The sequence below is a fragment of the Sodalinema gerasimenkoae IPPAS B-353 genome, assembly GCF_009846485.1.
GTDB classification, from domain to species: domain Bacteria; phylum Cyanobacteriota; class Cyanobacteriia; order Cyanobacteriales; family Geitlerinemataceae; genus Sodalinema; species Sodalinema gerasimenkoae.
Genome location: NZ_ML776472.1, coordinates 384684 through 405806, shown reverse-complemented (window position 1 = coordinate 405806; position 21123 = coordinate 384684). Strand labels below are relative to the sequence as shown.

General features: G+C 53.1%; 20 protein-coding genes. 7 read left to right on the top strand and 13 right to left on the bottom strand.

Features of this window, described 5'->3' with window-relative positions; all coding sequences use genetic code 11:
• Positions 1-22: 22 nt before the first annotated feature.
• Together L855_RS22115 and L855_RS21320 are read right to left on the bottom strand one after the other, a co-directional pair.
• A complete protein-coding gene (locus L855_RS22115) occupies positions 23-409 on the bottom strand; it encodes a protein kinase domain-containing protein (protein ID WP_219729848.1) in 387 nt (128 codons plus the stop codon).
• Entirely contained in the window at positions 403-588 is a 186-nt protein-coding gene (locus tag L855_RS21320; RefSeq protein WP_219729847.1) for a hypothetical protein, read from the bottom strand. The genes L855_RS22115 and L855_RS21320 overlap by 7 nt, the downstream gene beginning before the upstream one ends.
• A gap of 805 nt (positions 589-1393) precedes the next feature.
• Between L855_RS21320 and L855_RS01825 the strand changes: the two genes are divergently transcribed.
• Complete coding sequence (locus L855_RS01825; RefSeq protein ID WP_087705642.1) at positions 1394-1663, top strand: DUF4160 domain-containing protein; 270 nt, start codon at positions 1394-1396, stop codon at positions 1661-1663.
• Positions 1656-2117, top strand: coding sequence for a DUF2442 domain-containing protein (locus tag L855_RS01820; RefSeq protein ID WP_087705643.1), 462 nt, complete (start codon positions 1656-1658; stop codon positions 2115-2117). The genes L855_RS01825 and L855_RS01820 overlap by 8 nt, the downstream gene beginning before the upstream one ends.
• A gap of 196 nt (positions 2118-2313) precedes the next feature.
• Here L855_RS01820 and L855_RS01815 read toward each other — a convergent pair whose 3' ends face one another.
• Complete coding sequence (locus L855_RS01815; RefSeq protein ID WP_159783533.1) at positions 2314-2583, bottom strand: hypothetical protein; 270 nt, start codon at positions 2581-2583, stop codon at positions 2314-2316.
• Positions 2584-2758: 175 nt separating this feature from the next.
• Positions 2759-4399: an SUMF1/EgtB/PvdO family nonheme iron enzyme gene (locus L855_RS01810; RefSeq protein ID WP_343039229.1), complete on the bottom strand. Its 1641-nt coding sequence runs from the start codon at positions 4397-4399 to the stop codon at positions 2759-2761.
• Positions 4400-4762: 363 nt separating this feature from the next.
• Between L855_RS01810 and L855_RS01805 the strand changes: the two genes are divergently transcribed.
• Both L855_RS01805 and L855_RS01800 read left to right on the top strand, forming a co-directional pair.
• Positions 4763-5860, top strand: coding sequence for a hypothetical protein (locus L855_RS01805; protein WP_159783532.1), 1098 nt, complete (start codon positions 4763-4765; stop codon positions 5858-5860).
• Between the two features lie 184 nt (positions 5861-6044).
• A complete protein-coding gene (locus tag L855_RS01800; protein WP_159790905.1) occupies positions 6045-6617 on the top strand; it encodes a TIGR04376 family protein in 573 nt (190 codons plus the stop codon).
• A 26-nt stretch (positions 6618-6643) separates the two neighbouring features.
• Here L855_RS01800 and L855_RS21315 read toward each other — a convergent pair whose 3' ends face one another.
• Complete coding sequence (locus tag L855_RS21315) at positions 6644-7201, bottom strand: hypothetical protein (protein ID WP_219729846.1); 558 nt, start codon at positions 7199-7201, stop codon at positions 6644-6646.
• A gap of 605 nt (positions 7202-7806) precedes the next feature.
• Between L855_RS21315 and topA the strand changes: the two genes are divergently transcribed.
• Positions 7807-10479, top strand: coding sequence for a type I DNA topoisomerase (topA, locus tag L855_RS01790; RefSeq protein WP_159783531.1), 2673 nt, complete (start codon positions 7807-7809; stop codon positions 10477-10479).
• A 183-nt stretch (positions 10480-10662) separates the two neighbouring features.
• Here topA and alaS read toward each other — a convergent pair whose 3' ends face one another.
• The 3 genes from alaS to L855_RS01775 all read right to left on the bottom strand — a co-directional run bounded on the left by alaS (position 10663) and on the right by L855_RS01775 (position 15445).
• The gene (gene alaS / locus L855_RS01785) at positions 10663-13293 is read right to left on the bottom strand and encodes an alanine--tRNA ligase (protein WP_159783530.1); all 2631 of its coding nucleotides are present in this window, start codon (positions 13291-13293) and stop codon (positions 10663-10665) included.
• Between the two features lie 294 nt (positions 13294-13587).
• Positions 13588-13785, bottom strand: coding sequence for a hypothetical protein (locus L855_RS01780; RefSeq protein ID WP_159783529.1), 198 nt, complete (start codon positions 13783-13785; stop codon positions 13588-13590).
• Positions 13786-13963: 178 nt separating this feature from the next.
• Positions 13964-15445, bottom strand: coding sequence for a Ycf66 family protein (locus tag L855_RS01775; protein WP_159783528.1), 1482 nt, complete (start codon positions 15443-15445; stop codon positions 13964-13966).
• Between the two features lie 230 nt (positions 15446-15675).
• Between L855_RS01775 and gnd the strand changes: the two genes are divergently transcribed.
• Positions 15676-17094 carry a decarboxylating NADP(+)-dependent phosphogluconate dehydrogenase gene (gene gnd / locus L855_RS01770; RefSeq protein WP_159783527.1) on the top strand — a complete coding sequence of 473 codons (1419 nt, stop codon included), beginning with the start codon at positions 15676-15678 and terminating at the stop codon, positions 17092-17094.
• 122 nt (positions 17095-17216) lie between these two features.
• On the opposite strand, the gene L855_RS01765 is transcribed toward gnd, so the two are convergent.
• Both L855_RS01765 and L855_RS01760 read right to left on the bottom strand, forming a co-directional pair.
• Positions 17217-17333, bottom strand: coding sequence for a photosystem I reaction center subunit VIII (locus L855_RS01765; RefSeq protein WP_159783526.1), 117 nt, complete (start codon positions 17331-17333; stop codon positions 17217-17219).
• Between the two features lie 71 nt (positions 17334-17404).
• Positions 17405-17890: a photosystem I reaction center protein subunit XI gene (locus L855_RS01760; RefSeq protein WP_159783525.1), complete on the bottom strand. Its 486-nt coding sequence runs from the start codon at positions 17888-17890 to the stop codon at positions 17405-17407.
• 222 nt (positions 17891-18112) lie between these two features.
• Between L855_RS01760 and L855_RS01755 the strand changes: the two genes are divergently transcribed.
• Positions 18113-19003, top strand: a complete 891-nt coding sequence (locus tag L855_RS01755) for a GDSL-type esterase/lipase family protein (RefSeq protein WP_159783524.1) — start codon at positions 18113-18115, stop codon at positions 19001-19003.
• On the opposite strand, the gene L855_RS01750 is transcribed toward L855_RS01755, so the two are convergent.
• Genes L855_RS01750 through L855_RS01740 form a run of 3 tightly spaced genes read right to left on the bottom strand, consistent with a single transcriptional unit; the run spans position 19000 to position 21073 of the window.
• Positions 19000-20091 (bottom strand): SGNH/GDSL hydrolase family protein, encoded by a 1092-nt coding sequence (locus L855_RS01750; protein WP_159783523.1) that lies wholly within the window; start codon positions 20089-20091, stop codon positions 19000-19002. The genes L855_RS01755 and L855_RS01750 overlap by 4 nt on opposite strands.
• Positions 20072-20611 carry a DUF1499 domain-containing protein gene (locus L855_RS01745; RefSeq protein ID WP_159783522.1) on the bottom strand — a complete coding sequence of 180 codons (540 nt, stop codon included), beginning with the start codon at positions 20609-20611 and terminating at the stop codon, positions 20072-20074. Before L855_RS01745 ends, L855_RS01750 begins: the two co-directional genes overlap by 20 nt.
• 18 nt (positions 20612-20629) lie before the next feature.
• Complete coding sequence (locus tag L855_RS01740) at positions 20630-21073, bottom strand: hypothetical protein (RefSeq protein ID WP_159783521.1); 444 nt, start codon at positions 21071-21073, stop codon at positions 20630-20632.
• Positions 21074-21123 lie beyond the last annotated feature (50 nt).

Below are 21123 nucleotides of genomic sequence, written 5' to 3'. Positions count from 1 at the left end.
CCGCACCATAATGTTCTGGGGTTTAATATCCCGATGCAGCAATCCCTTCTCGTGCATCACCCTCAAGGCGTCCCCCACTTCTGTTCTGGGGTTTAATATCCCGATGCAGCAATCCCTTCTCGTGCATCACCCTCAAGGCGTCCCCCACTTCCCGGATATAGCGCAACGCCACATCCTCGGATAACGCCCCGCTACGCAACACGCGATCGCCCAAATCCTGCCCCTGAACATACTCCATCACCAGACAGGGCAGCCCCTCATGGTTAAAATGGTTCTCCACCTGGACAATGTGGCGATGGCGACAGATGGCGATTTTGGCGGTTTCCCGGTCAAAGTCCCGCAAAAACTTATCTCGATAGGGGATATACTGCGCCTCGGTCATCACCTCATCCTTGAGGGTTTTCAGCACCCAGGATTTGCCCTTCGGACCTTTGACGAGGTAGGTAATGCCGTCTTGAGGGTTTTCAGCACCCAGGATTTGCCCTTCGGACCTTTGACGAGGTAGGTAATGCCGAAACCGCCCACTTTAATCCGCTTTTCAATGGTGTAGCGGTTGCCAAAAATTTTCGTGCCGGGTTGCCAAGCCATAGACCCCAACGAGAGACTTCCCCCAGTTTACCGGATCAGGAGGTCTCTCGGAATTTCAGGCGATCGCCTTCGGGGAGGAGTCCCCAGGGACACAATAACAAGGGCCTATGACTTAGACCAACTTCGGCATTCCCTAGATGTTCAACCGTTGATAGACTTGAGCGAGATTGCGCAGATGATATTGGGGGGCGCAATGCTATTCTGGAGTTCTTGGTAACAAATATCGTGCGTCTAAAGTTCTCTCTTAGCCTAGAATATCAAGCCGTTCATAAACTCTTAGGACGATATGAGTCAGTCCCAATGTCTTTAGCTGATGCTTGCTTAGTCAGAATGGCTGAACTGTATCCAAATCGTCAAATTCTCAACTCTTCATGGCTACGTCACCTCTCATGAATGGGTATCAGGAGGGAACTGGACTAAAGGCTCGCATCCTCGGGAGGGTCAACTGGGATTAGTATGGGGAAGGTGAGTCAGATCGAGGAGAATCGATTTCGGTTCATTGCTGGAACAGGGTCAGGCGTTTAGGGTCATGGAGTTTGTGGCGCGGGATGATTTCACCAGTTTGTCCATCACAACTCTGCCGGAGGAGGAGGCGTTAACCGATATTCACCTTTTTTGAGATACGGCAAATTTTTCTACCCTAAGACCCAAGCGATGGGTTATAATTCAAATCGGGTAATCAGTGCTTCCAAACTGTGAAGTATTTGGTATCCAGGGTTCAGGCTTATGGTGATGGGCCGGAGACAACCTAATCTCTTGCAAAAAAATAATAGATAAACTAAAACTATAATTTTGATTATAGTTTATGCCCAAAATTTGGACTGATACTCAGCAAAATTTCACTGTTTATATATATTTCGATGATCATGAGCCAGCCCATGTCCATATTTTTAGAGGTAGCAAGCGTCAACGGGAGCAACCCAATGTGAAGATCGCCATTGGTGATGAGTTCCAAAGACCTTGGTTGATTACCAAACCAGCCCAATTTTCTCGTAAAGAGGCGATCGCGGCTCTCAAACTGGTTGCGGAACACCAGGAGGAGTTTTTAAGGAGGTGGCACGAAATCCATGGCTAATAAAACGTGGCAACAACAGTGGAGTTTTGATTTTACCGATGAGGCGGCTTTAGAGGCAGAAATGGCTGAGGCTGAAGCGAGGGAGATCGCCCTCGTTGAGTCTGGGCCTTGTGCTGAAGCAGTTCAGTATAATCCAGAACGTCAGTTGATTGAAATTCAGCTTAAAAATGGGGCAATCTTTGCCTTTCCTCCCCATTTAGCCCAAGGATTGCAGAATGCTTCTCCTAGTGAGCTTGAGGAGGTTTGGTTAGGGGCTGATGGTTTGAGCGTCCATTGGGATAGTCTGGATGCTGATTTTAGTATTCCGGGGCTGATTCAGGGAATTTTTGGAACCAAGGCTTGGATGGCTGAATTGGATCGCAAGGGAGGGCAACAATCTTCACTGGCGAAGCAACAGGCGGCTCGTGCTAATGGTAAAAAAGGGGGACGGACGAAAAAGACACAACCCCTATAACTCGATGGCAACTCTTCGAAAAAAATCTCCCCGTTTAGAGAAATCATTTAACACTTCGGCTAAAACCATTTCACTGGTAACAATACAGATTTCACCCATTTTTCGGGACAGATCCTGGGCTTTCTCATGCAATTGATCTCTAGGATTGAGTAATGCTACCCAATAGCCTGTATCTGCAAAAACTCGTCTCATTTTTCTAATCTTGATATGAATCGAAGTTTTTTGACAGGTCACTCGGTACTTTTTTCCATTCAGACTCCGGTATTTTTGCCCCAATTTCTAGGGCAATTTCCCAAATTGGTTTTGCCTGATTGTCATACTGAAGGTTTTGCAGAGGGTTGATGACTTCCTGATGTTCGGTAGGCCCTCGCACTTGCTCAAAAATCTTAGCCAGCAACCATAACTTATCTTCTAGTGATAAATTATGAATGGACTGTTCAAGCTCTAATAATTGATGGGAAACCATAGTTAGTCCTCACGACGTTATTTTAAAATTTTAGCTCTCATGCCGTGGCGCTGCCATGGCATGGGGGTTGGGCAGCTCTGCCGCTTAGTGGAGGCACGAAATGCTCCGAATCACTCGCTTTCAAGAGAGTAAAGGGGAAAAAGAGCAAAGGGCAAGAGGGCGAAAGAACAAAGGGCTATAAGAGTCCTGCGCCCACCAGACAGACGCGAAACCCAAGGTAGTTGACGAAGCTGTCGCGCGAGCTTTGGACGCGGAAGGCGCAACGGCAGCTAATCGGGAAGTCGTACCAAGAACCGCCACGCAGCACGTATCTTTTATCACTTTCCTTCAATAAAACCTTAAGATTTGCTGATGGTTTTTGATAACGATTATCATTTACATTCTCATCCCAGACTCGATCATCCCCAGGCGAACCCTGATAATTGTCATGGAGGGGGTCAAAACACCACTCCCAAACATTGCCATGACAATCATACAAGCCAAAGCGATTGGGTGGGAATTTTGCCACTGGGGTAGTTTCTTCTCGATATTGTCCTTTGGCTTCCTCGGCAACGGTATAGTTCCCGTCATAATTGGCTAAATCGGTGGTGAGTGCTTCCCCAAAGGTAAAGGGGGTCGTCGTCCCGCCACGACAGGCATATTCCCATTCTGCCTCGCTGGGAAGGCGATATTCTTTGCCCGTCAGCTGGCTCAATCGAGCGCACCACTCCACCGCATCATACCAAGAGACCTGTTCAACGGGACGATTCCCGCCTTTAAACCCAGATGGGTCGGGGTTCAGATCCCGGACAATTTTGCCCACTTGCGTCACCACCACCCGCCATTGGTCTTGGGTCACGGGGGTTTTACCCATCAAAAAAGGGGAAACCTGGACGGGATGCTGCGGACTTTCCCACCTAAACCATTTCCTATCATACTTTTTATACAACCGCTCACTTTCCGCCTCTCCGATTCCCATCAAAAAGCTTCCACCGGGGAGTTGCACCATCTCCAACTGCACCCCTTGACCTAAATCTTGGGGATAGTACTGCGCTTGACCGGGGATTGTTTCAATAATGTTTCCCTGACGGTTAACCCGTACGGTCTGGAAACGAAAGGACGGTAAACCTCCTTTCCTATTAGAAGTATCAGGCAATAAGGCCAACCAGTCCGTCACGGTTTGGGGGCGGTCTTCTGACTCAATTGCCATCCCCTGCTTAATCGCGTTTTGCAGTTCGGGCGACCAATTCTTAGGAATCATCAGCTGATCGCGCCTCAGCCGCATCGTGGCAATCGGTGGCAAGGTCCCCGTTAGCACATAGTACAGGGTCGCCGCTAACGCATAGACATCGGTAAATTCCCCCCGATGTTCCTGTTCATCGTACTGCTCAATGGGCGCAAAACAGGGCGTAAGAGCGATAGTGTGGGTTTGGGTCAAATTGGGGATAAACTCCCGCGCAATGCCAAAATCAATCAACACTGCTTCATCCGCCGGCAACCGCACCATAATGTTCTGGGGTTTAATATCCCGATGCAGCAATCCCTTCTCGTGCATCACCCTCAAGGCGTCCCCCACTTCTCGGATATAGCGCAACGCCACATCCTCGGATAACGCGCCGCCACGCAACACGCGATCGCCCAAATCCTGCCCCTGAACATACTCCATCACCATACAGGGCAGCCCCTCATGGTTAAAATGATTCTCCACCTGGACAATGTGGCGATGGCGACAGATGGCGATTTTGGCGGTTTCTCGGTCAAAGTCCCGCAAAAACTTATCTCGATAGGGGATATACTGCGCCTCAGTCATTACCTCATCCTTGAGGGTTTTCAGCACCCAGGATTTGCCCTTCGGACCTTTGACGAGGTAGGTAATGCCGTCTTGAGGGTTTTCAGCACCCAGGATTTGCCCTTCGGACCTTTGACGAGGTAGGTAATGCCGAAACCGCCTACTTTGATTCGCTTTTCAATGGTGTAGCGGTTTCCAAAAATTTTCTGACCCGGTTGCCAAACCATAGAATCCAACAAGACACCTTCCCCAGTGTATCCCAGCCCCCGCCCTCAGCCGCTCAGGACTGGCCGGGGAATTTCGGGCGATCGCCCCCCCGGGGGGTTCCCCTAGAGAAATGATGCTCTATAATTTGGTGAAGACCTTAACTGATCGACTTTCGAGAATACCGTCATGTCGGACAACCGCCCCATGTCTATGCCAACCGACCAACGCGATCGCCCTGTAACTCCTCACGGTCAAGCCGATGCCGATCGCCTCTTGAATGAGGTGTTCCGAGACGTCGATCAGATGCTCGATCGCACTCAAGAACTGCCCCAAGAACCCGCCAACCACAAACCCATCGCCCTCAAGCCGCTGCAAGTGCCGCCAATCGTGGTGCAGCCTCTAGTGGCCCCGGCCATGCAACCCCCAGCAGTGGACTCTCCCTCTGTTGAAGTGGCTATCAACTCCCAGGGAAAACGGGCTGAGGACAAAAGCTTACTCTGGTTCGATCGCCTTCTCCTCGGCGGCGCTTTTGTCTCCCTAGCCGTTGTCTTAGGCTTATGGCTATTCAATCGCGGCTATTTCAGTCAGTGGTTTGGGGGAGACGCCGCCCCAGCCGAAACCAGTAGCAGCCCCGCTACGCCAGCAAGTCAAAGTTCTGGAAGCGCGGTAGATCAAGACTTTATCGCCTACATGGGCCAGGCCCTCGATCGCATCGAAAATCGTCAACCCCTACCCGATACCCTAGACCCCCCCGCCCCCGTTTCCCCATCGGAAACCGGAACCCTACAAATTCCGGTCGACGCCACCTCTCCCGATGCCGTCGCCCAATCCCTCAGTCGTATCGCCAACGCCTTAGAACGCGTCTCAACCACCCCCGTCCCCCTGCCCAATCTCCCCAGTGGAGACTCTTCTGTCGCTGAACGTGACGCTAACGGGGATGAAGCTGTAGTGCAGGTTCCTCAAGTCCCTCCAGTCCTCCAGGAAGTTCCCCCCGCACCCTCTAGTGCTGCGGCGGCGACCCCCTCCCCCGCCGAGAAGGAACCTGAACCCACCGCACAACCTCGTAGCCCACAACGAACTGCCGCCGCTCCTGCGGGAATTTATGCCCTAGTGGGAACCCTGGAACGAGGCGAAGGTCAACGGCCCGCTGCCCTGTTTGAAGTCAACGGCTCCCCCCGCTGGATTGATATCGGTCAGCCTGTGGGCGATAGTGGTTGGACCTTAACCGAAGTCACCGGCGATCGCGTTTCCATGCGCCGCAACGGTGAAACCCGCACCATCTACGTCGGCCAACAGTTTTAGCAACCCCAAGGGAGAGCGACCCCAAGGGCATACCCCGACATCTTTCCCCTCCTGGGAGGGGCAGGGGTGGGTTCTCCCCTCCTGGGAGGGGCAGGGGTGGGTTCTCCCCTCCTGGGAGGGGCAGGGGTGGGTTCTCCCTCTTGCCTCTTGCCTCTTGCCTTCTTCACAAAACAAGGATAGTATCGTGGGTTTATTTGAAGACCTCAGCCAATTTTTAGAAACGCGTTTAGAGGAATTTTTAGACGCACATCCCCATTTAGAATTGCAGGCCATCGAAGAACAATTACGGGAACAGGAAGAAGACACCCTGCGCCTAATTGCCAGCCTGCAAGCTCAGGAAAAAAGACTCGAAGAAGAGATCCTAAGTACCGCCCAAGATATCCAACGCTGGCACATTCGCATTCAGAAAGCCCAAGCCGCCGGACGCGAGGATTTAGTTAAACCGGCCCAAGAGCGCGAGGCTTTGCTCCTACGTCGCGGGAATCAACTTTGGGGACAACGCCAAGGTGCTCAAGAGCGGCTTAATCAGGCACAAACCCTGAAGGAAAATATCCAAGCGCGTCGCCAAGAAGTTCACGCCAAAGCCGCTCAATTGCGCACCGAACAGGCCGCATCAAGCAGCGAGCGGGTATCTAGTTGGGATAGTCCCAGCCAGACCCGCTTTCGAAAAACCGCTGTCGATCCCCTAGAGCAAGTCTTTAGTGATTGGGAAACCGAAGATGAGTTAAATCAACTCAAACGGAAAATGGGTCAGTAGAACCGCCTCGCGCGGTCAACACAACCCTAGTCTAAATAGCCCATGAGCGAGTCAATATCCGCCGTTGCATTAGCAGCAACGGGGCGGTTGCCCATGATGGTCACGGTGTCACTAATCACAAGGGTACTCGCCGAAACTGGGCGGATGCCCGAGGACTGAATCGTTGAGCTGATTTTCATCCCACTCGCGGAGATGGGACGGTTGCCCATGGCGTGATAGGTTTCACTAATGGCGAGAGTGCTAGCAGAAATCGGACGGATACCGGAGGCTTTCATAGTATGGGTAAAATCAACATCATTGGAAAAAATGGGACGTAACCCTCCCACAGCGGAGAACGTATCCACAATCTCCCGATGGCTGACGCCAACCGGACGGTTACCGGGGAGATAGCCTGCTGGCTTGAGATCTAGGGCTTTACGAGCTTCTCCTCCCTGAACGGCTAGAGCGGAGGCTTTCTCTTGTTCCGTCTGATTTTTAGTCTCCTCAGCCTTAGCGGGACTGGTACTGCGAGTTTTGGCCGTGCGAGTTTTGGCGCCACTGCTGCGGCTGGTGGACTTGTCGGCGGGTTGATCGGTGGTGCTCATTTGTAAAATTCTCTGATTTGACAACAAATTGGGGTCGTTCGCAGGGGCATCCCCCAACTCAGATGGGCGATCGCCAGTCACCTGCCTCTAAGACCCATTCTCGTTTGAGGGAATCCGGCTAAACGGACAATTCCGGCTCACGCGCAGAAAGCCCATGGTTAAATAGGTTTTGGCTATGAGTTTAGAATTGCTTAAGCATTTTTGTAAAGGACTCTTAAACCTATGATACATAGTCCTTGCCCGGTCGCGATCGCCCCAAGCCACTAGAAAAGCTAATCATCCCCTTTATCGGCGGTTATCAGTCTCTGCACACAGCCACCTCAGCACCGCAAGCCCTGGGTGTATCCCCAACGGGCTCACCCCAACCCAGCCAAGAGCGGGTAGAGATTTCAACACAGGCAACAGGATTCGGGCAATCCCGCATCCATAAAGCTTTTGCGCCATATCTTCCCTAGCCAGTTTACCTCAGAAACGGAACAATTTTGCCCCCCGTCGATTGTCGATTACCAACAATCGGATATATGGTTGAGATCGAACCCCCCTGGGTTGAGGTATCCTCAACCCTGCCGAGTCACGCTAACATCACTGGTCGAAGTAGAACCTCCATGTCAACCCTGGTCATCGTCGAATCCCCCACCAAAGCGCGCACCATCCGCAAATATCTCCCTAACGACTACCAGGTCGAAGCCTCCATGGGACATATTCGCGATCTGCCTCAGTCTGCCAGCGAAATTCCGGCAGCCGTCAAAAAAGAGAAATGGTCACAACTGGGCGTGAACGTTGAGGCAGACTTCGCACCGATTTACGTCGTCCCCAAAGATAAGAAAAAAGTCGTCAAGACCCTCAAAGACGCGCTCAAGAACGCCACAGAACTGGTTTTGGCCACTGACGAAGACCGCGAAGGGGAGAGTATTAGCTGGCACTTGCTGCAAGTCCTCAAGCCCAAAGTGCCCACCAAGCGCATGGTCTTCCATGAAATCACCGAAGAGGCGATTCAAAGCGCCCTCCATAACTGCCGAGAACTCAACGAGCAGCTCGTCCACGCCCAAGAAACCCGGCGCATTCTCGATCGCCTCGTCGGCTATACCCTCTCCCCCCTCCTCTGGAAGAAAATCGCCCCCAAACTCTCCGCCGGGCGCGTGCAGTCCGTAGCGGTGCGGCTCATTGTCATGCGGGAACGGGAGCGGCGAGCCTTCCGCATGGGGTCTTACTGGGACTTAAAAGCCCATCTCAGCAAAGACAACACCCCCTTCGATGCCAAACTCATCAGCCTCGATGGGACCAAGGTGGCCACCGGGAGCGACTTCGACGAAAACACCGGCCAAATTAAAGCCGGTCGTAACGTGCAGCTGCTGAACGAGTCCCAGGCCAATGCCCTCAAAGAGCAGTTATTGGGTAAACCCTGGAGCGTCAGCAACTTTGAAGAGCGCCAGAACCGCCGCAAACCTGCGCCGCCGTTCACCACCTCAACCCTGCAACAGGAAGCCAACCGTAAACTACGGCTGTCGGCCCGCGACACCATGCGCGTGGCTCAAAGTCTGTATGAAAACGGTTACATTACCTATATGCGGACTGACTCCGTGCATTTATCAGAGCAGGCGATCGCCGCCGCTCGCGAATGCGTTACCGAGATGTACGGCCCAGACTATCTCAGCCCCAAACCCCGGCAATATGCCACCAAAAGCAAAGGGGCCCAGGAAGCACACGAAGCCATCCGCCCGGCCGGAAATCGCTTCCGCACCCCTCGTGAAACGGGACTCAAAGACCGAGAACTGGCTCTCTATGACCTGATCTGGAAACGCACCGTCGCCTCCCAGATGGCCGAGGCCCGGCAAACCTCCCTATCCGTCGATTTAAGCGTGGAGAATGCCCTCTTCCGGGCCAACGGTAAACGGATTGACTTTCCCGGCTTCTTCCGCGCCTATGTCGAAGGCTCAGATGACCCGGATGCGGCCCTGGAGAACCGTGAGGCTATTTTACCGGCCTTGGCCGTGGGCGATCACCCCGACTGCCAAGACATCGAAGCCGTCGGGCACGAAACCCAACCCCCCGCCCGCTTCACCGAAGCCTCCCTCGTCAAAACCCTCGAAAGTGAAGGGATTGGGCGGCCGAGTACCTATGCCAGCATCATCGGCACCATTATCGATCGCGGCTATGCCCAGATGCAGAACAACGCCCTGGTTCCCAGCTTTACCGCCTTTGCTGTCTGTAGCTTGCTGGAAAACTACTTCCCCGACTTAGTGGACTTACATTTCACCGCCAAAATGGAAGCCACCCTCGATCGCATCTCCACCGGGGATGTCGAGTGGATTCCCTATTTACGAGAGTTTTACTCCGGCGAGAAGGGCCTCGACACTCAAGTTCGCGAACAAGAAGACCAAATCGAACCCACCCAAGCCAAAACCATTGTTTTGGAGAATCTACCCGTCAACGTTCGCATTGGTAAATTTGGCCCCTATCTCGAAACCGAAAAGGACGGGGAAACCATCACCGCCTCCATTCCCCAAAATCTCACCCCCTCCGATTTAGATCCCGAACAAGTCGAAGTCTTGTTACGGCAAAAAACCGAGGGACCTGAGAAATTGGGGATGCACCCCGATACCGGAGAACCGATTTACATTCTCATCGGTAGTTATGGCCCCTACGTCCAACTTGGAGAAGTCAGCGACGAGAACCCCAAACCGAAACGGGCCTCCCTCCCCAAAGGTCTAACCCCCGAGACCATCACCCTAGAAACCGCCGTCGGCTTATTGTCTCTCCCCCGGCTCTTGGGAGTCCATCCCGAAACCGGCAACAAAGTCCAAGCGGGTCTCGGTCGTTTTGGTCCCTATATCGTCCATAAGAAGGGTGGGGAAGAGGGCAAAGATGACTATCGCTCCATCAAAGCCTCCTCCGATGATGATGTCTTAACCATTACCCTAGACCGGGCCTTAGAGATGTTAGCCGAACCCAAACGGGGTCGCGGTCGCCGAGGTAGCCAGAAAAAGCCCCTGCGGGAATTAGGAGACCATCCCACCGACAAAGACCCGGTGAACATCTACGATGGTCCCTATGGCCCCTATATCAAGTACAAACGCAAAAACATCTCCATTCCCGATGGAGAATCAGCGGAGGAGTTGACCTTAGAACGGGCGGTGGAGTTAATCGCGGCCAAGTCGTCGTCTCGTAAGTCGTCATCCCGCAAATCTTCGACCACTAAACGCAAAACCACATCCAAAAAATCCTCGACAACGAAGAGTAAAACCGCCTCCAAAAAGAGTTCTAAATCGGACAGCTAATCGAGAGGGGAGTGAGGGTTAGACCGCCAACACCCGAGCAAGAAACCGAGTTTTTTCAACCAAGAAACCCGGTTTCTGGTATTCGACAGAGGTCGTCGAAGTGTTTTTCCTTGAGCCTTAACAGGACTGCAAACTTGCAAAATTTAAGGGAATAGAGGCACAATCCCCTATTCCCTTAAATTCCTAACCCAACGCCTCCCTTAACTGGGATTTCGCCGCCTCCAAAGCCGCCGGTAACTGACTCGCATCCCGTCCCCCCGCTTGGGCAAGATTGGGACGACCCCCACCGCCACCGCCGCAAAGTTTGGCAATGCCACCAATGAATTTGCCCGCTTGCACCCCCTTCTGATTCACCGCAGGACTAAAGGCCGCCACTAAACTGACTTTCCCCTCACTGGGAATCCCCCCTAACACCACCGCCGCGTCACCGAGTTTCTGTTGTAGACGTTCAGCAGCGGTTTGTAGGGACTTGCTGTCAGCGGTTCCTAGGTTGGCCACGAGAATCTTGAACTCGCCCACGGTTTCCGCTTCTGAGAGGAGTTGGTCAGATTTAGCCACCGCCAACTCAGCATTGAGGGCGGCCAGTTGTTTCTGGGCCGCTTTGAGTTCCTCTTGCAGACTGGTGACACGATCGCCCACTTCTTCTGGCTTCACCTTAAAGCGATCGCACAACTCCTTGACAACCCCATCGCGGCTATTGAGATAATCCAACACCGCCGGTCCTGACACCGCCTCAATACGCCGCACCCCAGAGGAAATCCCCGACTCGGAGATAATCTTAAAGGCGCCAATCTCGGCGGTATTACTCACATGAGTGCCACCACAAAGTTCCATAGACACCCCAGGGAAGTCAATCACCCGCACTACATCGGCGTACTTCTCGCCAAACATGGCCACGGCCCCCTTACGTTTGGCATCCTCTAAGGGCATTTCCGCCACTTGCGCCCCGTGGGCCTCAGCAATCCAAGTATTGACTAAATCTTCGACGTGCTGCACATCCTCCGGGGTGAGGGCGCGGGGACAGTTGAAATCGAAGCGGAGGCGGTCAAAGGCGACGAGAGACCCTGCTTGGGAGACCGACTCATCCACCAGTTGTTTAAGGGCGGCTTGCAGGAGGTGGGTGGCGCTATGGTTGGCTTGGGCACGACGACGACAGGCCCGGTCGATTTGCGCTGTTACCGTATCCCCGAGATTAAGGGTTCCCCGTTCAACCCGTCCGAAGTGGATGAAAATATCGCCTTCTTTTTTCACATCTTCAATGCGAACCACGAGGGTTTCACCGGAGAGATAACCCCGATCACCAATTTGTCCCCCAGACTCCGCATAGAAGGGAGTGCGATCGAGGACTACTTGCACCGTTTCCCCAGCCTCCGCTGACTCGACTCGATGACCCTCGACTAAAACCGCCGTCACTTGGACATTGGCTTGATTGTCCGTATAGCCTAAAAACGCCGTAGGATGGAGATTTTCTGCTAATTCATCTAAACTGCCCTGAACTGTCAAATCAATGGTCTCATGGGCGGCCCGGGCGCGATCGCGTTGCCGTTCCATCTCCACCTCGAAGCCATCGATATCAACCCCAATGCCCTGTTCCTCGGCAATTTCTTGGGTCAACTCCAGGGGGAACCCATAGGTGTCATAGAGGGTAAACGCATCTTCCCCAGAAATCTGTTGCGGGTTGGTCGCTAGAATCTCCCCGAGGAGTTTTTCGCCCCGTTCCAAGGTTTTCAGGAATTGGGCTTCTTCGCGAGATAATTCACGGTTAATGAACTCCTGCCGTTCCCGCAAATTGGCATAGGCATCTTCCGAAACCCGAATCGCTGTTTCCGCAACTTGAGTAATAAACGCGCCCTCAATGCCAATCAAACGGCCATGACGCACCACCCGACGAATCAGACGACGCAAGACATAGCCCCGGCCGATATTCGAAGCGCGCACTCCATCGGCAATCAGATGGACGACGGCGCGCACATGGTCGCCGATGACTTTCAGGGAAACCTGGGTTTTCGCATCGGCGTCGTCATAACGAAGCTGGGCGATCGCCGCCGCTCGTTTGATAATCGGGAAAATAAGGTCTGTTTCGTAGTTATTGGGAACCGTTTGCAGGACTTGGGCCATGCGTTCGAGTCCCATCCCCGTATCAATGTTTTTATTTTGTAGGGGGGTGAGACTACCGTCACTGTCCCGGTTGTACTGCATGAAGACGAGGTTATACAGTTCGATGAAGCGGCTATCGTCTTCTAAGTCGATGTCATCATCGCCCAGTTCGGGGTGGAAGTCATAGTAAATCTCCGAACAAGGACCACAGGGGCCGGTGGGACCAGATTTCCAGAAGTTGTCCTCTTCTCCCATGCGCTGAATGCGATGTTTGGCAATACCGATATTTTTATGCCAAATGTCGAAGGCTTCGTCATCCTCCCGGAAGACGCTGACGATGAGGCGTTCTGGGGGTAAGCCATAGACCTCGGTCATGAGTTCCCATCCCCAGGCGATCGCCTCGGGTTTAAAGTAATCCCCAAAACTGAAGTTCCCCAACATCTCAAAGAAGGTATGATGTCGCGCCGTTCGGCCCACATTTTCGATGTCGTTGGTGCGGATACATTTCTGGGATGTGGTGGCGCGAGGGTAGTCCCGTTCCCGCTGGCCCAGGAAGATGGGTTTGAAGGGCAGCATCCCGGCGATGGTTAGCAGAACGGTGGGGTCTTCAGGAACCAGTGAGGCGCTGGGGAGGCGTTGGTGTTGGCGCGCCTCGAAGAATTGTAAGAATTTTTCGCGGATTTGGCGACCACTTAGGAACTCAGGGGTGAAAGACATCGTGGGTTAGACTGCGGTGAACGGTTAGCAAGGGGGATTTTACCCTGTCCTCTGCCTCTATTGTAGGGTTCTGTGGCAGGCAACATCGGCAAGTCGACGCGAAACATTGTTCACCGAGACAATGGGAGTGGCAAGAGGGTGTATGGGGTCTTGCTTTGACCCTTGCTGTGGCAACCTGGACTGGTAGATAGATACACCCCTTACCTCGCACCGTCACTTGTACAGTCGAACGAAGTGACCGTGTCTGATGAGTTTAAGACCCGTTATCTGGGATAGGAGGGCCCGGGATCGGGCTTAACTGGATTGCTCCAATAACTCCCGCGATTCCTGACGAACTTTCCCGGCCATAGCGGCATCTTGAAGTTCCAGGATGGCCTGGAAATCCTCAAAATCATACTTCGTCGCTAACCGCTGACGGAGTTGGTTTTCAGCTTTGAGAGATAAGTACCCGCTGGCGATCGCCTCCTGTACCAGTTCACGAATGGAAACCATGAGTTGGCTAGTCATACAACACTACGATAACTCGGAACGCTACAAGTATGAGGGGTTTTACCCCCTAGTGGGGTGATTCATTTTGGGATATCTTGTGAGATCGCCTGCAAGGTTGTGCGATCGCAATCTTATGAGTCTTGTGATTGCGATCGCAAGTTAACTCCTGGGCAATCGCAAGTTATGTCGATGCCTCAGGGCGATCAGATTCACCTGGCGTCTCTTTACTCTCTGACTCGGATGTTGGGGGGGAAGTTCCCTCAGATAGCTCTGGTTGGTCTGAAAGGGAAGCCTCATCATCCTTTGGCTCGCCATCCACTGCGTCAGTGCTGGGGCGCGTTTCTTCTGACTCAGGCTGCTCTGACTCAGACTCCTCTAGTTCCGGTTGTTCTGGCTCAGGCTGCTCTAGTTCAGATTGTTCTGGCGCTAGCGATTCAGGTTCTGATGCCTTCGCGGTGGAACTGTCATCAGTGTCTGACAGTTGCGAGTCTGACGGTTCTGACTCCGGTGCAGCCACCGATTCAGGACTGTCTGAATCATCAGTGGATGGGATTTCTGCCTCGGGAGCATCTGTTTGGGATGGGGTCAGTTCGGCCGTTTCCTGTGGCTCTGACGCTTCCTCTTGGGGGGATTCCGGCTCCTCAGTCACCGCTGGGGAGTCGTCAGCAATGACCTCTAACTCTGGCTCAACCACAGATGATATCGCCTCAGATATCGCCTCAGATGTCGTCTCTGACGTTGTCTCAGTGGGAGGTTCAGGTTGGGCCGGCAGCTCAGTTGGGGGTTCGACGGTTTCCTGAGAGTCTTTCGTCTCTGGCCTGTCTTCAACCTCCTCAAAATCAAACTCATCAGCTTCTGGACTCTCCGAGGAAAGAGGTGCAGTCGTTGGGGTGGCCTTAGGTTTGCGCCGTAACAAACGTCCCACTTGCGCAAAAACCCCTGTCTGCCAGAACTTGGGTTTGGCTTTGGAGGCAGCTTTGGGGGCAGCAACCGGTTCGGCTGGGGTTTCCTCTGAATCGGACTCAGGAGAATCTGAAGTTATCTCCGGTTCTGGCTCAGGGGAATCTTGGGAGGAGGACGGCTCGGCTGCTGTGTCCTCGTCCGGTTTAGCTGAGTCAGCTTCGGTTGTCGTTGCTGTGGGGCGATCTGTGGTCGTCTCTTCCCTTAGCTCTGACTCCAATGGTTTCGCAGCGGCGGTGTCAGTTGTGGTCTCAGTGACGGGTTCAGTGACGGGTTCAGTGGCGGGTTCGCTGTCAGGTTGAGCCATCTCCTCGTTAGATGTCTCGCTGTCAGATCTGTCCGTCGCCTCTTCCTCAGCAGGTGCGGCGGAGGGGGATTGAGTTGTCTTACCTTTGAACCATCCCTTGGCGCCTTTTTCGGCGATCGCCTCAGTTGGGGTTTGTTGGCCTTGCGGGGTCACATCCCGGCGTAAACGGAGCGTTTGCCAGCCGAGCCAGCCAATCAAGGCCACGCTGGCCCCCTGTCCCAGTAAAATCGCGCCCGTAAAGCGTCCCGCGCAAAACCAAAGTACTAAGGCATAGAAAAAGCCGACACCGCTCCAGATAAAATCTCCTTTACGGTAAACCTCTGGAAAGAAGAACGCCGCCATAAACAGCACGAAGCTCCCCAATCCGACGGCGATGGCAAGAAAGTAGGCAAGCATGTCCTCGGTATCCCCCGAATCGTTCTACTGCCCTATTCTACAGTTCCCCCGTCCCCTGATGGTCAATCTGTCCGTGTGTTGAGACACAGTTTTGCCAATTAAGCTGTCTTAAGGTCTTCTTCCAGGACATCCTTTGGGTATCGAGCTACCCTAACAGATGAACCGTAAGTGAACTGTCTTCATACAGTTCAGGCAGTTCAGGAAAAATCCTCAACGTAACAGATAGATATATGGCATTACAAAATTTTGGTGTAATTGGACTGGCGGTCATGGGGGAAAATCTCGCCCTCAATGTTGAAAGTAAGGGCTTCTCTGTGGCCGTGTACAACCGCACCAGCGCCACCACAAAAGCCTTCATGGAAAAGCGGGCCCAGGGCAAAAATGTCAAAGCCACCTATTCCATCGAAGAGTTTGTCGGTGCGTTAGAGCGTCCTCGGCGTATCCTGCTGATGGTGAAAGCTGGGGGGCCTGTTGATGCAGTGATTGAACAACTCAAGCCGCTCCTCGAACCTGGGGATATGATTATTGATGGGGGGAATTCCCTCTATGAAGATACCGATCGCCGGGTGGAGTATCTCGAAGCCGCTGATTTACGCTTTATCGGCATGGGGGTCAGTGGGGGCGAAGAAGGGGCCCTCTACGGCCCGAGCCTGATGCCTGGAGGCACGAAGGCCGCCTATGATGAAATCGAGGCGATCGTCACGAAAATCGCGGCTCAGGTGGATGATGGCCCCTGTGTCACCTATATCGGCCCCAAAGGTGCCGGTCACTATGTGAAAATGGTGCATAACGGCATTGAGTACGGGGATATGCAGCTCATTGCTGAAGCCTATGACCTGCTCAAGAATGTTCTGGGCTTGAGCAATGACCAGTTGCATGAGGTGTTTACGCAATGGAATCAAACGGAGGAACTGGACTCCTTCCTGATTGATATTACCGCTGACATCTTTACCAAAAAAGATGACCAAGGGGATGGCTTCCTGATTGATAAAATCTTGGATGCTGCTGGACAGAAGGGAACTGGGCGCTGGACGGTGGTGAGTTCTCTGGAATTGGGGGTTGCCATTCCCACCATTGGCGCAGCGGTAAATGCTCGCATTCTTTCCTCGATTAAGGAGGAACGCACGGCGGCCTCGAAACAACTTGCTGCACCGGTGAGTAAGTTTAATGGGGATACGGAATCCTTTGTGGATAAGGTGCGTGATGCCCTCTACTGCTCCAAAATGTGTTCCTACGCTCAGGGGATGGCTCTGTTGGGGAAAGCCTCAGAACAGTTTGGCTATGATCTGGATTTGGGTGAAATTGCTCGAATTTGGAAAGGGGGTTGTATTATCAAGGCGGGCTTTTTGAACAAAATCAAACGGGCCTTTGATGAGAACCCTAACCTGCCTAATTTGCTTTTAGCACCGGAGTTTAAGCAGACAATTCTCGATCGCCAAGGAGCGTGGCGGGAAGTGTTGATGACCGCCAGTGGCTTAGGGATTCCGGTTCCAGCGTTTGGTGCCTCTCTGGACTATTTTGACAGCTATCGCCGCGATCGCCTCCCGCAAAATCTCACCCAAGCACAACGGGATTACTTCGGCGCTCACACCTATGAGCGAATCGATACGCCTCGGGGTGAATCCTTCCACGCTGATTGGTCGAGTTAGTCGTCAATCTCCCTTGATGAATCGACCCAATTTTAGGCCCTAAAAAAACCGGGGATTGTTCTGTTAGGAACCTCCCCGGTTTTAACTTAGAGATACAATGTCAACCGATTGTCAACATCAACCTAAGCTTCTTTTTCAATGTAAATAAATAGCAGTCCCATGGTGACCACCGGCATCAGCCAGCAGACCATCGGAATGAGAATCCAGGGAAGGTAGGAAGCAGCGTAATCACCAGTCATGTCTATAAGGCTCCGATTTCAAAAAAAATTCAGGTTAACAGTGCCAAGAATCAAGGGACAAACCGCGAGGATTAGTTATTCACCAAGCCGCGAAGAATGGCATCAACGGCACCAAAGTTTTCTAACAAGAAAAAGGCTAAGAATGCGCTACCCATGCCACCAATGAAAAATCCAGCCGTGAACTGACTCCAGCCCTCGGAGGTTTGGAGGGAATCCTTGCTGTTCCCTTTGCCGCCTTGGAACGTGACCAACCCGTAGGCGGCCAAACAAGCGGTGGCAATGAGCAAGAGGGTTCCGCCACAAATTAAGCCGTTGAGGTTGGCGAACTCTGTACCCCGTTGGGTTCCGAGTTTAACCCAAGGGCCACCGATGAAGTAGCCGTGAGCCATGCCAATCTCTAGTCCGCGCAACAGAGGGGACAAACCGGGACGGTAGGCGGGAAGGTTGCCGATGAAGGTGCGAGTGAACGCAGAGTCGCTAATGGGGGTGGACAGATGACCCATCTGAGGGTCGCCCTTATAAGGCTTCACCATCTGATTGCTGGTGGAAGTCGTCATGGAAATTTCTCCTATTCTCTAAAATTCTTGATGAAGAACTTTAAGCTAACATTCTAAGGAAGTGTGGGCGATTTCGTCCCAAAAGCGTTAAATAACTTTAGAAAAGTTCATTAAAACCAGGAGGCTAGACGAGCGGCTGGCCGCTCGCTCCTGGAAAATTATCCTGATCTCCTCCCTCAACCGGTGCAGAAACTCAAGGTGTTCTACAGTCTTAATTCGCTCATGAATCCCCTCTCTCTTGCTTTAATGTTGGGGACCCTGCCCCTTCTCGCTCAGGTGATGCCCCCCTCGCTGCCGCATCTTCTCAGTGGTGAGGCGGTGGTGTCCGAGGCGGGAACTGCCCCAACTCCCCCGGAGATAGCGATCGCCCGCCGGGTTCCCAACACGACGGCTCAACTCTATCAACAGCGGTTGGCGGCCCTGGATGCGGGACGACTCTATACTCGCTTACCCCGTCACAGTTTCCAGGAGGTTTGGGAAACGGCTCGGGAGAATCCCACCTATGAGCAATGGACGGCCCTCCTTTGGGAAGAAGCGAAGGCCACCGCAGCGGGCCAGGCGGATAATCGCCTCTGTGTCACCATTGGCGACTCTTTGACGCAATGGCTACCCCCAGGAATCTTTGTGGGCGATCGCCTCTGGCTCAATCAGGGCATCAGTGGCGACAATACGGCTCGCATTCGCCGGCGGATTGGCCTGTTGGAGGGGACTCGCCCCAGTACCATTTTCTTGATGGCAGGGGTGAATGACTTGATTGCGGGCCGCTCGGTTCAGGAAGTGCTGTTTAATCAGCAAGATATTATCCATCAGTTGCGATCGCGCTATCCTCAGGCCCAAGTCGTGGTGCAGTCGATTCTGCCGACGGATCACCAGGCGGTGAGTAATGAGGATATCCGAGCGGTGAATCGTGAGTTAGCACAGATTGCTCGTCGTCAAGGGGCGGTGTTTCTGGATCTCTATCCCCATTTTAGTGATGAGGTGGGTCGGATGCGCGGGGAGTTTAGCACCGATGGCATTCATTTGAGCGATCGCGGTTATGAACTCTGGCAAACCTTTTTGCAGCAAATGGAGGACCAACTGGCCCGAGATCCGTCGGCGTTGAACCGAATCTAGGGCGAGATGGTGACTGGGTTGTGGTTGAGGCGATCGCTAAAATCGAGGAGTTTGATTAACACTAGGGCCGTGAGTGCATTGGCATGAAGGCCATCGGTGGAAAAGACTCGTTTGAGATAGCCTTCGTTGTCGGTGATATAGGGACTGATATCTAAAAAGCGAATCTGGGGATGTTGGGCCAACAGATGGGACAGGTTACGGTTGAGGCGGCGAACCTGGGTGTTGTCGACTCGGGCCATGTGAGGATGGGTGAGTTCATCACGGCGCGATCGCGGTAAGACGGAGACGAGGGTGATGGGAACCTGGGGGTATTTGTTGCGTAAGGCATCGAGAACCTCCAGGGTGTCTTGCTGGATTGTCTCAATGGGACGTTCTTTGAGGAGTTCTGGGGTTCCAGTCCCAAAGAGGATAATCTGTTGCGGTTCGACGTTAGCATCGAGGGCTTGCACTTGCCCCAGGGTGTCTTTTAGGTAGGCGGCTGGAACACCGATGTTGATGTCCTCCTCATGGAGAAATTCATCGGGGATGCCTAAGGCGATGGAACTGCCCAGGATTAAGCGTCGGATGGCTGAACCCTGAGCCAAGAGGTGACGATATTCGCTGGCTTTGAGGCTGAGATAGTCCTCTTTGCTGGGATAGTTTAAGGGATTAGCGGCAATGACTTCTCGTCGTTGGCGGCTTTCTGGGGGTAAGTCGCTGTAGAGCCATCGCGATTGTTCTAAATACCACTGTCGTCCATCCCAGCGGCGATCGCCCACATCGTTTAAGATGGCTCGTTCGGCTCGTGACAGCTTGAGAATGGCAATGGGAGAGGGCAGGTGAGGACTGGGAAGGGGTGGAGTGGTGGCTAGGGGTTGACTGGACCTGGGGATTGGCTGTCGGGGGGCGTAACGCTCTTGCGGGGAGCGAGTGAGCAGGGTTGTTACACTCTGGCCGATGAGCAAGATTAAGCCACTACTGGCCACGCCGAGATAGAGAAGCATCCGAGGGGAGATGCTCTCAAGGCCCAGATGAGCCAGCAGACGCGATAGGGGGGGCCAATGGGGCGATCGCAAGGTGACAGGTCCTTTAACTCGACGAGGAGGCAAATTCTGAGCGAATGGCCTCAATACGCTGACGGTTAACCCCTAAGTCAGACTCTCCAAGGCGGGAGGCAGAGCGAACTTGAATCACATCATTGGCGGGATCGGCCCAAAATTCAACGTCATCGACAAATCCCATGATTTTCGAAGTAAATTCCGCATAGAGATAATCCGGTTCGGCGGTGATCATCTGAGCGTTGTCTTGACTCTTAATAATCTCTTGCAAGCGTTGGATGGCTTGGGTGGGACTGTCTTCGATGGCTAGGGGGGCGGTTTGGTGGTCGAGGTCTGAACTTTGACTGGAGACACAGTTGGGTGACTCAGGACAAGGGGCGAGTTGTCCTGAGGTGACTCCCAGGTTATCGGGACGGGAGCCGGAGAAGTGGAAGATACTCGCTAGGGGGAAGTTTTGAGGCCCTAATTCCTGAAGGGGAGCGGCTTCGGCCACGAGTCCGGGGGTGATGACTAGGCAAAAGATAAGACTCAAAAACGTAGAGATGGCTAGCTTGAAGAGGTTTTGAAACATGACATTCTGGATAAGAAATTAGAAAAAAGGTATCAAAAATGGTAGTAAATCCGCTGACTGTAGGGGCAATCCCTTGTGGTTGCCCAGTCCAGATTTTGCATCCACGACAACAAATTGCCGTAGGGGCAATCCCTTGTGGTTGCCCAGTCCAGATTTTCCGATATAGCCAACCACGGCGATGACCGCTAGACTAATGCCCAGGGTGACAAGACGCATCACCATCTGAAGCACCGAGAGACTGAGAACCACTGCCCCAATTCCTACGGCAACTTGTCCAATGGTGGGGAGGGTTTGGAACCAAGTTTTGGCTTGCTGGTAGAGGGAGGAGATGGTGGTTTGAGTCTGTTCGGGGAGAGGGGTGGTGTCGAAGTGGTCTTGCGTTTGAGTGCGATCGCCGAGTTTGCGATCGATATCTTGTTCGAGTTCTTGGAGTTTACGTTGCCAGTCGGGTTGAGAAGTCATAGGACGGTTGCGTCAAGAGAGAGCTATCACGGTTCGATGATGATGCTTGC

What these genes read in the sequence shown, in the direction of transcription:
- L855_RS21320 (WP_219729847.1), bottom strand. Translation starts at nt 588, where the DNA reads ATGGCTTGGCAACCCGGCACGAAAATTTTTGGCAACCGCTACACCATT.
- L855_RS01825 (WP_087705642.1), top strand. Translation starts at nt 1,394, where the DNA reads ATGCCCAAAATTTGGACTGATACTCAGCAAAATTTCACTGTTTATATA.
- L855_RS01820 (WP_087705643.1), top strand. Translation starts at nt 1,656, where the DNA reads ATGGCTAATAAAACGTGGCAACAACAGTGGAGTTTTGATTTTACCGAT.
- L855_RS01815 (WP_159783533.1), bottom strand. Translation starts at nt 2,583, where the DNA reads ATGGTTTCCCATCAATTATTAGAGCTTGAACAGTCCATTCATAATTTA.
- L855_RS01805 (WP_159783532.1), top strand. Translation starts at nt 4,763, where the DNA reads ATGTCTATGCCAACCGACCAACGCGATCGCCCTGTAACTCCTCACGGT.
- L855_RS21315 (WP_219729846.1), bottom strand. Translation starts at nt 7,201, where the DNA reads ATGAGCACCACCGATCAACCCGCCGACAAGTCCACCAGCCGCAGCAGT.
- topA (WP_159783531.1), top strand. Translation starts at nt 7,807, where the DNA reads ATGTCAACCCTGGTCATCGTCGAATCCCCCACCAAAGCGCGCACCATC.
- alaS (WP_159783530.1), bottom strand. Translation starts at nt 13,293, where the DNA reads ATGTCTTTCACCCCTGAGTTCCTAAGTGGTCGCCAAATCCGCGAAAAA.
- L855_RS01780 (WP_159783529.1), bottom strand. Translation starts at nt 13,785, where the DNA reads ATGGTTTCCATTCGTGAACTGGTACAGGAGGCGATCGCCAGCGGGTAC.
- L855_RS01775 (WP_159783528.1), bottom strand. Translation starts at nt 15,445, where the DNA reads ATGCTTGCCTACTTTCTTGCCATCGCCGTCGGATTGGGGAGCTTCGTG.
- gnd (WP_159783527.1), top strand. Translation starts at nt 15,676, where the DNA reads ATGGCATTACAAAATTTTGGTGTAATTGGACTGGCGGTCATGGGGGAA.
- L855_RS01765 (WP_159783526.1), bottom strand. Translation starts at nt 17,333, where the DNA reads ATGACTGGTGATTACGCTGCTTCCTACCTTCCCTGGATTCTCATTCCG.
- L855_RS01760 (WP_159783525.1), bottom strand. Translation starts at nt 17,890, where the DNA reads ATGACGACTTCCACCAGCAATCAGATGGTGAAGCCTTATAAGGGCGAC.
- L855_RS01755 (WP_159783524.1), top strand. Translation starts at nt 18,113, where the DNA reads ATGAATCCCCTCTCTCTTGCTTTAATGTTGGGGACCCTGCCCCTTCTC.
- L855_RS01745 (WP_159783522.1), bottom strand. Translation starts at nt 20,611, where the DNA reads ATGTTTCAAAACCTCTTCAAGCTAGCCATCTCTACGTTTTTGAGTCTT.
- L855_RS01740 (WP_159783521.1), bottom strand. Translation starts at nt 21,073, where the DNA reads ATGACTTCTCAACCCGACTGGCAACGTAAACTCCAAGAACTCGAACAA.